The sequence below is a fragment of the Kitasatospora sp. NPDC048365 genome, from assembly GCF_043200835.1.
GTDB lineage: Bacteria > Actinomycetota > Actinomycetes > Streptomycetales > Streptomycetaceae > Kitasatospora > Kitasatospora terrestris.
In genome coordinates, this window is record NZ_JBICYJ010000009.1 from 119,596 (window position 1) to 134,733 (window position 15,138).

General features: G+C 75.0%; 13 protein-coding genes. 8 read left to right on the forward strand and 5 right to left on the reverse strand.

From position 1 onward, the window contains the following. Window positions 1–4: 4 nt before the first annotated feature. Window positions 5–226, reverse strand: a complete 222-nt coding sequence (locus ACGFX4_RS11715; RefSeq protein ID WP_393072152.1) for a hypothetical protein — start codon at window positions 224–226, stop codon at window positions 5–7. Between the two features lie 50 nt (window positions 227–276). Beyond that, window positions 277–3,342, reverse strand: a complete 3,066-nt coding sequence (locus tag ACGFX4_RS11720; protein WP_393072154.1) for a type 2 lanthipeptide synthetase LanM family protein — start codon at window positions 3,340–3,342, stop codon at window positions 277–279. 408 nt (window positions 3,343–3,750) lie between these two features. Between ACGFX4_RS11720 and ACGFX4_RS11725 the strand changes: the two genes are divergently transcribed. From ACGFX4_RS11725 to ACGFX4_RS11760, 8 genes are all read left to right on the forward strand, one after another. Continuing rightward, window positions 3,751–4,374, forward strand: coding sequence for a LuxR C-terminal-related transcriptional regulator (locus ACGFX4_RS11725; RefSeq protein ID WP_393072156.1), 624 nt, complete (start codon window positions 3,751–3,753; stop codon window positions 4,372–4,374). Further along, on the forward strand, window positions 4,371–4,970 hold the full coding sequence (locus ACGFX4_RS11730) for a response regulator transcription factor (protein WP_393072157.1): 600 nt from the start codon (window positions 4,371–4,373) through the stop codon (window positions 4,968–4,970). Before ACGFX4_RS11725 ends, ACGFX4_RS11730 begins: the two co-directional genes overlap by 4 nt. A 51-nt stretch (window positions 4,971–5,021) precedes the next feature. Beyond that, the gene (ddaH, locus tag ACGFX4_RS11735; protein WP_393072159.1) at window positions 5,022–5,849 is read left to right on the forward strand and encodes a dimethylargininase; all 828 of its coding nucleotides are present in this window, start codon (window positions 5,022–5,024) and stop codon (window positions 5,847–5,849) included. A gap of 172 nt (window positions 5,850–6,021) precedes the next feature. Continuing rightward, window positions 6,022–7,500, forward strand: coding sequence for an APC family permease (locus ACGFX4_RS11740; RefSeq protein ID WP_393072161.1), 1,479 nt, complete (start codon window positions 6,022–6,024; stop codon window positions 7,498–7,500). After that, entirely contained in the window at window positions 7,497–7,937 is a 441-nt protein-coding gene (locus ACGFX4_RS11745) for a hypothetical protein (protein WP_393072163.1), read from the forward strand. The genes ACGFX4_RS11740 and ACGFX4_RS11745 overlap by 4 nt, the downstream gene beginning before the upstream one ends. 29 nt (window positions 7,938–7,966) lie before the next feature. Beyond that, window positions 7,967–9,316 carry a dipeptidase gene (locus ACGFX4_RS11750; RefSeq protein WP_393072165.1) on the forward strand — a complete coding sequence of 450 codons (1,350 nt, stop codon included), beginning with the start codon at window positions 7,967–7,969 and terminating at the stop codon, window positions 9,314–9,316. Window positions 9,317–9,330: 14 nt separating this feature from the next. Continuing rightward, complete coding sequence (locus ACGFX4_RS11755) at window positions 9,331–10,446, forward strand: M24 family metallopeptidase (RefSeq protein WP_393072167.1); 1,116 nt, start codon at window positions 9,331–9,333, stop codon at window positions 10,444–10,446. Between the two features lie 15 nt (window positions 10,447–10,461). Then, window positions 10,462–11,667: an aromatic acid exporter family protein gene (locus ACGFX4_RS11760; RefSeq protein ID WP_393072169.1), complete on the forward strand. Its 1,206-nt coding sequence runs from the start codon at window positions 10,462–10,464 to the stop codon at window positions 11,665–11,667. 1 nt (window position 11,668) lies between these two features. On the opposite strand, the gene ACGFX4_RS11765 is transcribed toward ACGFX4_RS11760, so the two are convergent. From ACGFX4_RS11765 to ACGFX4_RS11775, 3 genes are all read right to left on the reverse strand, one after another. Further along, window positions 11,669–13,015 (reverse strand): diaminopimelate decarboxylase, encoded by a 1,347-nt coding sequence (locus ACGFX4_RS11765; protein ID WP_393072171.1) that lies wholly within the window; start codon window positions 13,013–13,015, stop codon window positions 11,669–11,671. A gap of 70 nt (window positions 13,016–13,085) precedes the next feature. Then, window positions 13,086–13,883, reverse strand: coding sequence for a family 1 encapsulin nanocompartment shell protein (locus tag ACGFX4_RS11770; RefSeq protein ID WP_393072173.1), 798 nt, complete (start codon window positions 13,881–13,883; stop codon window positions 13,086–13,088). A gap of 3 nt (window positions 13,884–13,886) precedes the next feature. Then, window positions 13,887–14,909 carry a Dyp-type peroxidase gene (locus ACGFX4_RS11775; RefSeq protein WP_393072175.1) on the reverse strand — a complete coding sequence of 341 codons (1,023 nt, stop codon included), beginning with the start codon at window positions 14,907–14,909 and terminating at the stop codon, window positions 13,887–13,889. Window positions 14,910–15,138 lie beyond the last annotated feature (229 nt).

A 15,138-nucleotide genomic window follows, 5' to 3' on the forward strand; every position in this document is an offset into this window, starting at 1 on the left:
GGTCTCACATCTGCGGCATGGAGACCGAGGTGTCGACCTGGCTGAGGGTGATCACGATGCCGCTGGTGAGGACCAGGCCGGCCAGCACCCGGGCGCGGGCGCACATCCGGTTGCGGCCGCCGAGGGTGATGCCGCCCGCCGGGTCCTGCTCGCGGACCTCGACGACCTCCTGGGCCTCGGCGGCGGTGGCGACGGCGGTGACGGCGGCGGCGGTGGTGTTCTTCATGGCAGGTGGTTCCCTTCTGACGGTTCGCGGTGTGGTGTGCGGAGGGTGGTTCAGAGGGAGAGCGTGAGGACGGACGGCACCCGCTCGGGGAAGCCGAGGCGGAGCAGGCCGTAGCCGATCCCGGCCAGGCCGCCGAGCAGCCCGGGGGAGGGGACGTTTTCCGGAGTGCCGCAGCGGGGGCCCTGCTGTTCGACCAGCGCGAGCAGCTCCCCGGCGCGGTGGTTCAGCGCCTCGCGGGCGCCGGTGCGGCCCCGTTCGGCGAGGACGGTGAGCGACTCGAGCTCGCCGAGCGCTCCCTGACGCAGGCTCAGGTCCGCGCAGGCGGCCGCGCCGGGCAGGGTGTCGCCGAGCGCGGCGGCGCCGAGCGCGTCGACCGCGGCGAGCTGCACCCCGGGCCGGCCGGCGTACCAGCCGGTGCCGGGTGCCGCCTGCAGCGCCCGGCGCAGCAGCGAGGCGCCGACCTGGGCGTGCGCGGAGCCGGCCGAGCCGTCGGCGGTGCCGTGGCGCAGCAGCGCCCAGCCGATGCCGGCGCCGCCGCGGGCGAACCCCGGTGCGGCGGAGCGCTGTTCGGCCACGGCGAGGAGCCGTTCGGCGAGCCGGTCGGCGAGTTCGCCGGCCGGCGCCCAGCCGGTGGCCCGGTGGGCGAGGCGGACGGCGGTCAGCGCGCCGGCCAGGCCGTCGGCGAGGCAGGCGTGCGCGCCGTCCTCGGTGACCGTCTCGGCGGCGTACGCCAGGGCGGTGAGCGCGTCCGGCAGGCAGCCGCGCAGTTCCTCGTCGCCGAGCAGGTCGGTGAGGCGCAGCAGCGCGTAGACGATGCCGCCGAGCCCGTCGAGGGCGCCGGGGCCGACGGCCGCGGCCAGTTCGGGGTCGGCGACCAGGGCGGAGAGCAGTGCGGGCAGCGGCCGGACGGCCTGCCGGGCGAGCGCGGTGTACCGCTCCGCGCCGGAGACCGCGCCGAGCTGGGCGAGGAAGAGCGCGACCCCGCAGTAGCCCTCGGCGAGGCCCGCGCCCATCGGCAGGACCGCCCAGTGCTCGCCGGCGACCCGTTCCAGGCCCAGCCAGTTGACCCGTCCGTCGCCGGGCACGGCCCGGGCGGCCAGCTCGTCGCCGATCCCGCAGGCGGCGCTGAGCAGCCGGGACGGCTCCGGCACCACGGCCGGCACCGGGCGGGCGGCGAGCGCCGAACGGGGCGCGGTGAGCGGCGCGTTGGCGGCGGCGACAGCCAGCGTCGCGGAGATCACCCACTCCTGGTCGAAGCGGTCCAGCTCGTCCATGGCGGCGACCTTGGCCCGCACCGTCGCCAGGCTCGACCCGGCCTGCAGGCCGGCCAGCCGGACCTCCCGCGAGGTCAGCACGTCGGCCCGGTCGGGCCGGTGGAAGAAGACCGGGACGTCGCCGCGCCACAGGTCGGCGGTCTCGTGCTCGATCAGCCGCTGCCGGGCCGGGTCGCCGACCGACTCGGTCCACAGGACGGCGAAGACCGAGTCCCGGGCGAGCGCGTCGCGCAGCAGGTCGGGGTGGGTGGACTCCTCCAGCAGCGCCGCGTACAGCCGGGTCGGCCGGGCGATCAGCCGCGCCGGGGCGGTCGCCCACTGCGCCAGCAGCCCGTCCTCGCCGAGCAGTTCGTCGCGGTGCGCGCAGATCGCGTCGTAGCCGGCCCGGAAGCCCTCGTACAGGGCGGCCCGGTGGTCGGCGTACGGGGCCCGGCCCTGCGGCAGCGGCTGGTTGCGGGCGCCCTCGCTCGGCGCCGGGCCGCGGACCGCGTGCATCCGGTCGGTGCCGGCGTCCAGCCAGCGCAGCACGTCGCTCGGGTAGCTGCCGTCGGTGGCCCGGCCGAGCGCCGAGATGTCCAGCGCGCCGTGCTCGCCGATCAGCAGGTGCGGCAGCAGGCAGGTGCGGTGCACGGAGGCGGCGAGCGCCCGGGCGGCCGGGTCGTCGCCCGCGGTGGTCGCGGTCGGCAGGCCGGAGTGGAACAGCGTCTCGGCGTCCACCAGGACCGGCTGGTCGGCGCAGGCGATCAGGTTCTCGTAGTGCATGTCGGCGCCGTCGACCGCGTACAGCAGGGCCAGCAGCGCGCCCTGGCGCCGGTAGAAGGCGTCCGCCTGGTCGGTGCTCTCGCAGTAGCGGTGCTCGATGAACTCCAGCCAGCCGTAGCCGGCGCCGCGCACCGAGCGCGGGGTGCGCAGGCCGAGGCCGGGCACCTGGGCGTCGAGCCACCCCGCGGCCCGGTCGAGCACCTCGTGCTGCTCCACCGAGCGGGGCTTGTATACGGCGCGGCCGGCCGCGAAGTGCAGCACCGCGACCGCGCGGCCGCCCTGGTGGGTGTCGCCGAGCGCCAGCTCCAGGCCGGTCAGCGGGCCCGGGTCGCGGCCCTCGAAGAGGCCCTCGACCAGCGCCTGGCGGTCGGCCTGCAGTCGCTCGGCCAGCTCCACCACGGCCTCGGCGGCGTCGGTGGCGCTCTGCCCGAGCATCCGGCCGAGCACCGGGTAGCGGGTGAAGAGCCGGGCGAGGCCCGCGGCGGTGCCGGTCCGCGCCACGAAGGAGGCGAACCGCTCCCGGCCGTCGGCGCCGGTCAGGCGGCCCGCGGTGCGGGCCAGGTGCAGTTCCTTGACCAGCGTCCGGGCCGCCTGGCGGGCCAGCTGCCCGCCGAGCCGGCGCTCGAACGCCGCCAGGACCGCCTCGCACTCCGCCTGCGGCAGGGTCAGCTTCGCGGCGACCTCCGCGGCCGCGGTGTCCACCAGCGGGCGCAGCGCCGCGACGAACACCTCGGCGCCCTCGCCGGTCACCTCGGCCCGCTCGATCCGCGCCGGGGCCCCGGCCACCGCCTTCTCCACGTACTCGGCCCAGCTCGGCCGCACCGTGCGGGCCGCCAGGCGCTCCGGGAGCTCGTCGCCGAGCGCGGACGCCAGCTCCTCGCCCAGGCCCAGGCTGGCCAGCCGGGCGGCGAAGCCCGCCAGGTCCCCGGCGGACCACGGTGCGGTCCGGGGGGCCGGGACGGCGGCCGCGGCGGCCGGGCGGCCCGGGGCGGCGAGGCGCTCACGGAGCGTCAGGCCGCGGGCCCACCACCAGCGCGGCAGCGCCTGGGGCTCGTCTGCGAGGAGTACGCGTTCGGTCACGAGAAGAAAGGTCCCAGGACCGCCCCCACCCCCACATGGGGGCTCGACCCCCATATTCTCCCCACCCCACCCACCCCCTGGGTACCCCCTGGGGGGACCGGCCCCGACCTGCGGTGTTTCAGCGCGCACAGCGGTTCGTCCTCGGGGGCTCGGGGAACTGTGGGGCCGACCACGGGGTTGGCGCACCAGTGCAGTCGGCCGACCACGGGGTCGGCCTCGCAGTTCCCCGAGCCCCTGCTGTACCTGCGGTCCGGGGACGGAACCCGCATGCGGAAGCGCCCCTCGCACAAACGTGGGGGTCGTCCCCCGATGCCCGCCCCCGCCCCCCGGTCGCAGTCTGGTGCCATCACCCCCCGCCAGCCCCGCCGGAACCGAACGGCCGGGCTGTACACCACCGGAGGAGAGACCGTGGGACAACCCGTACCCGTGAGCGTCGTCGCACCCGACCCGGTCCTGGAAGCCGGCACCACCAGCACCCTCGCCGCCTGCCCGGACGTGGCCGTGACCCTGCCGGGTGAGCAGCCGGCCGTCGTCGTCATGCTGGTCGACCGCTTCGCCCGCGCCGAGCTGGACATGCTGCACGCCGCCCGGGACACCGCGAGCCGCCCCGCCGTGGTGCTGGTCGCCGGCGAGCTGAACCCGGCGGAGGCGCTGCACGCCCTCGCGGCCGGCGCCCGCGGCCTGCTGCGCCGCCGCGACGCGGACGGCCAGCGGCTGGCCCGTGCGGTGTGCGCGGCGGCGCGCGGTGACTGCACGGTCCCCCCGGACCTCCTGGACCAGCTGCTGGAGCACTCCGCCGCGGCCCGCGCGGTCGGCGATGTTCCGGGACCGTGGGCCGCCGCCGGCCTGTCCGACCGGGAGCGCAGCGTGCTGCAGATGGTCGCCGACGGCCACGAGACCAGCGAGATCGCCCGCTGCCTGGCGTACTCGCAGCGGACGGTGACGACGATCGTCCACGACATCACCCAGCGGTTCCGCCTGCGCAACCGTGCCCACGCGGTGGCCTACGCGCTGCGGGCGGGTCTGCTGTGACCGTCCTCGCCGAAGCCCCCGTCACCACCGCCGCCGCACCCGGCATCCACCTGGTCGTCGGTCCGGGCGGCGCCCGGATCGCGCACCTGCTGCACCGCTCCGGTCTGGTCCCCGCCGTCGAGGGCGAGGAGGAGACGGTGAAGGTCGCCGTCGCCGCCCGGATCGAGGACGCCGTCCGGGTCGGCGCCGCCGTCGGCCGCCCGCTGCTGGTGATCTGCGACACCGTCACCCCCGTCGGTGTCCGGCTCGCCCTGCAGGCGGGGGTCGCCGCCGTGCTGCGCTCCGCCGAGCTGACCCCCGAGCGGCTGGCCGCCGCGCTGCGGGCGGCCCGGCACGGCGACGGCCGGATCCCGTACGCCACCCTCTCCCAGCTGCTGGCCGGTGCCGGCGGCGACGAGCGGCCGCCCGCGCTGACGGCCCGCCAGACCGAGGTGCTGGACCTGATGGCGGAGGGCCACGGCAACGCGGTGATCGCCCGCACCCTCAGCTGCTCCGAGCACACCGTCAAGAACGTGATCTACGAGCTGATGGCCCGGCTCCAGGTGCGCAACCGCGCCCACGCCGTGGCCCACGCCGTCCGCTGCGGCCTGGTCTGAACCCGGCCCGACCCGCACCGCACCCGTCCCGTCCATCCCACAGGAGCCCCCGTGAACGCGACCGCGGCGACCCCGCGCACCTTCCGCCCCCGCCGGTACCTGATGTGCCGACCCGAGTACTTCGAGGTCAGCTACGCGATCAACCCCTGGATGGACCCGGACAAGCCGGTCGACACCGCCCTGGCCGTCCTCCAGTGGGAGCGGCTCGCCGCCCGGTACCGCGCGCTCGGCCACACCGTGGAGCTGATCGACCCGATACCGGGCCTGCCCGACATGGTGTACGCCGCCAACGGCGCCACCGTGGTCGGCGGCCGCGTGCTCGGGGCCCGCTTCCGCAACGCCGAGCGGGCCGCCGAAGGGCCCGCCTACCTCCGCTGGTTCCGCGAGCACGGGTACGCCGAGACCCTCGACCCGGAGCACGTCAACGAGGGCGAGGGCGACCTCCTCACCACCGCCTCCTGGATCCTGGCCGGCCGGGGCTTTCGCAGCAGCACCCAGAGCCACCGCGAGGCGGAGGCGTTCCTCGGCCGACCGGTGCTCTCCCTCGACCTGGTCGACCCCCGCTACTACCACCTGGACACCGCGCTGGCCGTCCTGGACGGCGACGAGATCATGTACAACCCGGCGGCGTTCGCCCCGGAGAGCCTGCGGCTGCTGCGCCGGCACTTCCCCGGCGCCCTGCTCGCCACCCCGGAGGAGGCCGCGGTCTTCGGCCTCAACGCGGTCAGCGACGGCCTGCACGTCTTCCTCCCCGAGGCGGCCCAGTCGCTCGCCGGGCAGCTCGCCGCCCGCGGTTTCCGCCCCGAGCCGGTCGACCTCTCCGAGCTCCTCAAGGGCGGCGGCAGCGTGAAGTGCTGCACGCTCGAGTTGCGCCCCTGAGGCCCGCGGAACCCGTGCGCGGCGGGCCCGTCCGGCGGGGTCGGGGGTGCCCTGCTGGGCCGAACCGGTGATCCTTCCCACCGGAGGCCCGCCGCCCGGCGTGCGGGGCGCCGGGGTGCCGCTGAGGCTGAGAACACGCGGCCCGCCCCGGGCCGCCGTGAAGGAGGCGTCCATGAGTGCCGCTGACGTGCCGGCCGAGCGGCCCGGGAGTACGTCCACCGGGTCGCAGGCCCGTGCCGCCCGCGCCGTCGCCACTCCCAAGATGACCTGGCTGACGCTGGCTCTGATGACGACCAGTTCGGTGGCCAGTCTGCGCGCCTCGCCAACCATGGCCGTGTACGGCCTGGCGTGCGTGTTCCTCTACCTCGTGCCCGCGATCGTCTTCCTGCTGCCGACCGCGCTGGTCTCCGCCGAGCTCGCCTCCGGCTGGAGCGGCGGCGTCTACAACTGGGTGGCCCAGGGCCTGTCGAAGCCGTTGGGCTTCCTCGCCGTGTGGTGCCAGTTCGCGATGACGATCTTCTACTACCCGAGCCTGCTGGCCTACGTGGCCTCGACGATCGCGTACGTGATCAATCCGGAGCTGGCGAACAACGGCGTCTACACCGCGATCGTGATCATGGTGTGCTACTGGACCGGCGTCTGGATCTCCTCGCGCGGCACCAGCGCGGTCGCCGGCCTCGCCTCCTGGGGCCTGGTCATCGGCACCCTGATCCCGGGCACGCTGCTGGTCGTGCTCGGCATGGTCTTCCTCGGCCAGGGCAACGCCTCCGCCGCGCCGATGAACGCCGACCACATCCTCCCGGCCTGGACCGGCCTGGCCAGCCTGGTGCTGATCGTCAACAACTTCCTCAGCTACTCCGGCATGGAGATGAACGCCGTCCACGTCTCCTCGCTGAAGAACCCGGCCAAGGAGTTCCCCAAGTCGATGTTCCTGGCGATGGGCCTGGTCCTGCTGATCTTCATCCTGCCCGCGCTGGCGATCAGCTGGGTCGTCCCGGCCGACCAGCTGAGCCTGACGGCCGGCGTGATGCAGGCCTTCGACGCCTTCTTCCAGTACTTCCACATCGGTTGGCTGACCCCGCTGATCGCGGTCGGCCTGGTGGCCGCCTCGCTCGGCGGCATGCTGACCTGGCTGGCCGGCCCCTCCAAGGGCCTGCTGCTGATCTCCCGCCAGGAGGGCTACCTGCCGCCGTACCTGCAGAAGCTCAACGGCCACGGCATCCAGCAGAACCTGCTGGTCACCCAGGGCATCGTGACCAGCCTGATCGCCCTGCTGTACGCGCTGATCCCCAACGTCTCCAGCGCCTACTGGATCCTCTCGGTGATCACCACCCAGGTGTACCTGATCGTCTACCTGCTGATGTTCGTCGCCGCGATCCGGCTGCGCCGACTGCAGCCCGACCACCCGCGCGGCTACCGCGCCCCGGGCCTGGTGGTGCTCTGCGTGGTCGGCCTGCTGGCCTCGGCGGCCGCGATGGTCATCGGCTTCGTGCCGTCCTCCCAGTTCGGCGGCGGCAGCGTCTGGGGCTACGTCGCCATCGTCGGCGGCGGCCTGCTGATCCTCGGCCTGATCATCCCCTTCACCTTCCTGAAGCTGAGCAAGCCCGAGTGGCGGCAGCCCGACGCCGCCGGTGAGGAGGTGGCCGCATGAGCAGGACGATGATGGCCTCGCAGCACCGCTGGATCTACATCGGCTCGATCGTGCTGCTGGTCGCGATGGTGGTGATCGGCCTGCTGACGTACACCCAGCAGAAGCAGACCAACGAGGCCGCGAGGAAGGCCGGGCAGCTGGCCGACGAGCTCACCGCGCAGGGCTACCCGCACCCGGACGAGGGCCAGATCGCCCGCACCCTGGGCACCGACGGCGGCGCGGTCTGCGAGAACCCGTCGGGTGCGCTGAAGACCGCCCTGCAGAAGGTCAACATGTCCAACGGCGCGGCCGGCCCCGGCCAGCGGCCGATCATCTCCAACGCCCGGACCGTCGAGGCGGAGGCGATCGTGCTCAACGTCTACTGCCCGGAGGAACTGGTCGAGTTCAACCAGAAGGTCGACGACTACAAGACCGCCAAGACCGTCGAGAACCCCTGAGCCGAACCCCCCCCCGGGAGCACTCCGCCATGACCGACGAACTCGCCCGCAGGATCGCCGACCTGATGCCCCTGGCCAAGGCGGACCTGACGGAACTCGTCTCCATCCCCTCCGTCGCCGACCCCCGCCAGTACCCGCCGGAGAAGTGCCGTGAGGCCGCCCAGTGGGTGGCCGACGCGTTCACCGCGGTCGGGCTGCGCGACGTCCACCTCGCCGAGACGCCGGACGGCAGCCACGCCGTGCTCGGCCACCGCCCGCCGCCGCCCGGCGCGCCGACCGTGCTGCTGTACGCGCACTACGACGTGCAGCCGCCGCTCGACGACCAGGCGTGGACCACCCCGCCCTTCCAGCTGACCGAGCGCGACGGCCGCTGGTACGGCCGCGGCGCCGCTGACTGCAAGGGCAACATCGTCATGCACCTCACCGCGCTGCGCGCCCTCGGCGACGACCTGCCGGTCGGCCTGAAGCTGGTCGTCGAGGGCTCCGAGGAGCAGGGCACCGGCGGCCTGGAGGCCTACGTCTCCTCGCACGCCGACGAGTTGCACGCCGACGCGCTGCTGATCTGCGACACCGGCAACGCCGCGGTCGGCGTGCCCACCGCGACCACCTCGCTGCGCGGCGTGGTGAACGTGGTGGTCACCGTCACCACGCTCAAGGGCGACGTGCACTCCGGCATGTTCGGCGGCCCGGCGCCCGACGCGCTGGCCGCGCTGATCCGCGCCCTGGACTCGCTGCGCGGCCCGGACGGCTCCACCCGGATCGACGGCCTCGACGGCGACGGCAGCTGGGACGGCGTCGGCTACGACGAGCAGCAGTTCCGTACCGACGCCGGCGTGCTGGACGGCGCCGAACTGCCGGGCGGCGGCAGCGTCGCCGACCGGCTGTGGGCCCGGCCCGCGGTCACCGTGCTCGGCATCGACTGCGCGCCGGTGGTCGGCTCGGCCGCCGCCGTCCCGGCCACCGCCCGGGCCCGGGTCAGCCTGCGGATCCCGCCCGGCACCGACCCCGGCGCCGCCCGCGCCGCCCTGGTGGCCCACCTGCGGGCCGCCGTGCCGTGGGGCGCGAAGGTGGAGATCGAGCCGGAGCAGTCCGGCGCGCCGTTCCGCGCCGCCACCGACGGCCGGGCGTACGCCGCGCTCGACAAGGCCGCCCAGGAGGTCTACGGCAAGCCGCTGGCCTACCTCGGCCAGGGCGGCTCGATCCCGCTGTGCAACGTGCTCGCCTCCACCTACCCCGGGACGGAGATCATCCTGATGGGCGTCGAGGAGCCCGCCTGCCTGATCCACGCGCCCAACGAGAGCGTCGACCCGCGCGAGATCGAGCACATGGCGCACGTCGAGGCCCTCTTCCTGCGCCACTACGCCGCGGCCCGGCGCTGAGAAGGGACCGACGCATGCCGCAGCCCTTCACCACCCAGGACTTCGCCGCCCGGATGACCCGCGCCGCCGACGCCGCCGCGGCGGCCGGCCTCGCCGGCCTGCTCGTCGCCCCGGGCCCCGACCTGGCCTACTTCACCGGCTACCAGCCGACCGCCATCACCGAACGGCTCACCACCCTGCTGCTCACCCCCGGCCGCGAACCGGTCCTGGTGGTGCCCAAGCTGGAACGCCCCGACGCCGAACGGGCCACCGGCGCCGGCGCCGTCCGGCTCTCCGACTGGAGCGACGGCGAGGACCCGTACGCGGCCGTCGCCCCGCTGCTGGAGGACGGCCGGTACGGGATCTCCGACAACGCCTGGGCGATGCACCTGCTCGGCCTGCAGGGCGCCCGGCCGGGCACCGGCTACACCTCGCTCACCCGTTCGCTGCCGATGCTGCGCGCGGTCAAGGACGCCGACGAGCTGACCCGGCTGGCCGCCGCCGGGGCGGCCGCCGACGCCGCGTACGGCGAGATCCTCAAGGTGCGCTTCGCCGGGCGCACCGAACAGGAGGTGGCCGCCGACCTGGCCGCGCTGCTGCTCGAATTCGGGCACAGCCAGGTCGACTTCACCGTGGTCGGCTCCGGGCCGAACGGCGCCGACCCGCACCACGAGGCCGACGACCGGGTGATCCAGCCGGGCGACACCGTGGTCCTCGACTTCGGCGGCCTCAAGGACGGCTACGGCTCCGACACCACCCGCACCGTGCACGTCGGCGACGACGTGCCGGACGAGGTGCGCCGGGTGCACGACGTCGTCCGGCAGGCCCAGCAGACCGCCTTCGAGGCGGTCCGCCCCGGCATCGCCTGCCAGGAGGTCGACCGGGTGGCCCGCGCGGTGATCACCGAGGCCGGGTACGGGGAGTACTTCATCCACCGCGTCGGCCACGGCATCGGCCTGACCACCCACGAGCCGCCCTACATGGTGGAGGGCGAGGAGCAGCCGCTGGTGCCCGGCATGTGCTTCTCGATCGAGCCGGGCATCTACCTCCCCGGCCGGTTCGGCGTCCGGATCGAGGACATCGTCACCGTCACCGGCGACGGCGGCCGCCGGTTCAACTCCACCCCGCACGAGCTCGCGGTGGTGCACTAGCCCCGGCCACCCGCGATGCCCACCCCCGCCGAGGCGGCGGCCGTGCTCCGCCGCCTGCTCAGGGACCCGGCGGCCGTCCTCACCCTCCGGGCGACGGCGGCCGCCACCCTGTCGTACGCGGTCGCCCTGCAGCTCAGCGCCGAACCGGCGCCGCTGACCGCACCGCTGACCGCGCTGCTGGTCGTCCAGGTCACCCTGTACTCCACGCTCACCACCGGCATCCGCCGGGTCAACTCGGTGGTCGTCGGCGTGCTGATCGCGATCGGCTTCAGCTCGGTGATGGGGCTGTCCTGGTGGAGCCTCGGGCTGATCATCCTGGCCTCGCTGACGGTCGGCCAGTTCATCCGGGTCGGCGAGTTCGTCAACGAGGTCGCGATCAGCGCGATGCTCGTCCTCGGCGTCACCCGCCTGGCCACCCAGGCCTGGGACCGGGTGGTGGAGACCCTGATCGGCGCCGTCGTCGGCCTGCTGTTCAACCTGGTCTTCGCGCCGCCGGTCTGGGTCGACTCGGCGGGCGAGTCGATCGAGGGCCTGGCCCGCCGCGCCCGCCACCTGCTGCTCGACATCGCCGACCAGCTCGGCGGACCCGTCCCGGTCGAACGCGCCGCCGAACACCTGCACGAGGCCCGCCGGCTCGACCAGGCCATCGCCGAGGTCGACGCCGCCCTCCGCCAGGCCGAGGACAGCCTGCGGCTCAACCCCCGGATCAGCGAGGGCCTGCTCTCCCGCACCGTGCTGCGCACCGGGCTGGACACCCTGGAGATCTGCGTCGTGGTGATCCGGGTGATCGCCCGCTCCCTCACCGACCTCGCCAAACGCCGCGGCCCCGGCGGCCGGCTGTTCGACCCGGACGTCAGCGCCGCCCTGGAGGACCTGCTCGACCACCTCGGCGGCGCCCTGGTCAGCTTCGCCGTCCTGGTCACCACCCAGGTCGCCCAGAACGCCGAGGAGGCCGAACGGCGCCTCGCCGCCGAACTCACCGCCGCCTGGCACAGCCGCGAGCGGGTCGCCCAGCTGCTGCTGCTCCGCGTCCAGGAACACCCGGAGGCCTGGCAGCTGCACGGCTCCCTGCTCGCCGAGGTCGACCGGATCCTCGACGAGCTCGACCTCGACCACCGCTCCCGCCGCCTGATGGAGGAGCTCGACAAGGCCTCCGTCGGCCAGCGCGAACGCTTCACCGGCCTCGGCCGGCTGCGCCGCCTGGCCCGCGGCGACGACTGACTCAGCCCGCCCCGGCGTCCAGCCGGTCGAGCGCGTCCGGCAGGTCGCCGCCGGCCTCGGCGACCACCTCGGCCAGGGTCTGCCGCCGCCGGAGGGCCGCGAACCGCACCCCGCTGCCCGCCGTGGAGAACCCGTGCACCGCCGGCCGGGCGATGCTGTTGTAGCCCCACGGGGCGGAGGTGTAGTAGCCGCCGGTGTCCTCCAGCACCACCAGGTCGCCCGGCTCGATCCGGGGCAGCGTCCGGGCCCGCGCCACCAGGTCGCCGGCGAAGCAGCACGGCCCGGCCACGTCCTGCGGCTCCTCGCCGCTCAGGCGCCGGACCCCGTCCGGGCGGTGCACCGACACCCGCAGCGGCCAGGCGTCCGGCATGAACACCGTCCGGGTCGCCAGGTGCGCCCCCGCGTGGGTCAGCGCGATCCGGCGGCCGCCGACCACCTTGGTGTACTCCACCCGGGCCGCCGTGAAGCCGTTCTTCGCCACCAGCGAGCGCCCGAACTCGGTCACCAGCCCGTACCGCCCGTCGAACAGCCCCGGCACCGCCGCGCCCAGCTCCGCCACGTACTCGGCGTACGTGGGCCGCACCTGCTCGTCCTGGAAGTTGACGGGCAGTCCGCCGCCCAGGTCGAGCGCGGCCACCTGCTGCCGGCCGGCCCGCTCGTTCACCTCCTCGGCCAGCTCCCAGGCCTCCCGGACGCCCGCCGCGATCAGGTCGAGCGGGCAGCCCTGCGAGCCGACGTGGACGTGGATCCGGGACAGCCACGGATGCCGTTCGAACGCCGCCACCACCCGCTTGCGGGTGCCCGGATCGCGCAGCGGCACACCGAACTTGGAGTGCTCGGAGGCGGTACTCATCGCCCCGATCGACCCCGCGCCGACCTGCGGGTTGACCCGCAGCCCCAGCACCGAGCGGGTGCTCGCGTCCTCCACCAGCTCGGCGATCCTGGCCAGCTCCTGCAGGTTGTCCGCGTTGACGGCCACCCCCAGGTCGAGCGCGTGCGCCAGCTCCCCGGCGCTCTTGGCGGGGGAGTCCAGCACGATCCGCTCGACCGGCACCCCGGCCGCCAGCGCGATCGCCAACTCCCCGGGGCTGGCCACCTCGCAGCCCATCCCCGCGTCCGCCAGCAGCCGCAGCAGCGGCACCAGCGGCGCCGCCTTCACCGCGAAGGTGTGCAGCACCGGCGCCGCGCCGAACGCCGCCCGCAGCTCGCCGACGCTCTCCCGCACCCCGTCCACGTCCAGGAACCCGGCCGCCACCTGCTCCGCGCCGAGCAGCCCGGCCGCGACCGCCGCCGCCAGCACCCGCTCGCGCCGACCGGCGTCCAGCCGCCGGTACTCACCCGTCTCCACAACCGCCTCCCCACCCGTCGCACCCAGCCTGCCCCATCCGGCCGCGCCGGGGGAGAGGGCCTCGCGGCGATCAGCCCGCCAGCGGGACCGACGCCTCCGGGCTGAGCAGGCTGAACGTCACGCTCTCCTGGAGGTACAGGCTCACCGTCTCCGCGTCGTGGCTCAGGTACCCGATCGACAGGTCCTGGCCCAGGTGCAGCGTGAAGTCCCCGCCGCGGGTGGACAGCACGCACCCGCCCTCCAGCGCCGGCGCCCAGATGATCGGCCCGTCCAGCACCCGCGCGATGTGCTGGCGCACCGGGTAGCCGTGGTCCGAGGTCTCGTTGACCGCGGTGTACGCCTCCGCGCCCAGCAGCAGCGCGTACGGCCCGTCGACGTCGGCCAGCCGCAGGGTGGTGAGCGCCCGGCTGACCGCGTCCGGGTACTCCGTGACGTCCGCCGGGAGCGGCAGCGGCTCCGCCGAGGAACCGGCCCGCAACCCCTCGATGCCGGCCTCCACCCAGCCCTCGAAGACGATCCGGTCCTCGGTCAGCGCCATCGCCCGGGCCGCGTCCTTCGCCGGCTGCCAGTCGCTGTCCCCGGAGCCGCGCTCCACGGAGTCGATCGCCTCCCGGGACAGCGTGAACGGGTGCCGCAGCTCCATCGCCGCCCGCACCTGGTGCACCCGCGCGCTCACCCCCGGCGCGGGCCGGCCCGCCGGCCGCAGGTGGCCGGTGCCCGCCGCGGCGAACGCCGACCCGTGCGGACCGTCCAGGTCCACCACCCGGCGGCCGGCCAGGTGCAGGGTGAAGGTGGAACGCACCTCGTCCTCCAGCTCCTGCCAGGCGGCGGCGCTGATCGGGGCGAGCTTGCGGTGCAGGTTGTCCATGGGTCACTCGGCCTTCGTCGAGGTGGGCACGGGCTTGAGGCTGCCGATCCGCAGCGAGGAGTCGAGGGGGACGTCGGCGGGCTGCCCGGCCGGACGCGCCTCGGGGGCTTCCGCGCCGGGCGCGGGCGGCAGCGCGTCCAGGAACCCGGCCGGCGGCACGGCGAACAGCGAACCCGTCACGGCCGTGGAGAAGTCCAGGATCCGGTCGTGCGGCGCCTCGTCCGTCCCCAGGAACATGTTGCGCAGCATCTGCTCGGTCACCTCCGGCGTGCGGCCGTAGCCGATGAAGTAGGTGCCGAAGCGGCCGTCCGCGACCGAGCCGAACGGCATGTTGGCGCGCAGGATCTGCCGCTCCTCGCCGTCCGCGCCGAGCACCTGGTTGACCGCCACGTGCGAGTCCGGGCGCTGGACGCCCTCGGGCAGCTCGATGTCCTCCAGCTTGGTGCGGCCCACCACGTGCTGCTGCTCCTCGACGGTGAGCCCGTCCCAGGCGTCCAGGTCGTGCAGGTACTTCTGCACCACCACGTAGCTGCCGCCCGCGAACTCCGGGTCCTCCTCGCCGATCAGCGCCGCGGAGACCGCCGCGCGGCCCACCGGGTTCTCCGTGCCGTCCACGAAGCCCAGCAGGTCGCGCTGGTCGAAGTAGGTGAAGCCGTGCGTCTCGTCCACCACCCGCGCCGCCCCCGCCAGTCGGCGGGTCACGATCGACGCCAGCTCGAAGCACAGGTCCAGGCGCTGCGCGCGGATGTGCAGCAGCACGTCGCCCGGCGTCGCCGGCGCGGTGTGCCGGGCGCCGCGCAGCTCCCGGAACGGATGCAGCTCCGCCGGGCGCGGCCCCGCGAACAGCCGGTCCCACGCCGCCGAGCCGATCCCGGTCACACAGCTCAACTTCTCCCCGGGCTTGCGGAACCCCAGCGAGCGCACCAGCGCCGCCAGGCCGCCCAGCGCCTCGCGGACCGCCTGCTCGCCGCCCGGCGCCACCGTCAGCACCACGAACACCGCGGCCCGGGTCGTCTCGCTGATCACCCGCTGCGGCTCCGGCCGCACCTCCCCGCCGCCCACCCGGCACCTCCCGCCGCTCCACCACCCCGCCCCGACCGACGGCCACGCCCACCCTTTCCCGCGCGCCCCCGCCACGCTCGAACGACCGCCCCGATCCGCCCGGACTTTCACCCGGTCGGCCCACCCCGCCGGGCCGTCACCCGTCCGACGGCGCGTCGCCGCGGCGCACCCGTACCCGGTGGCTACGCTCGGC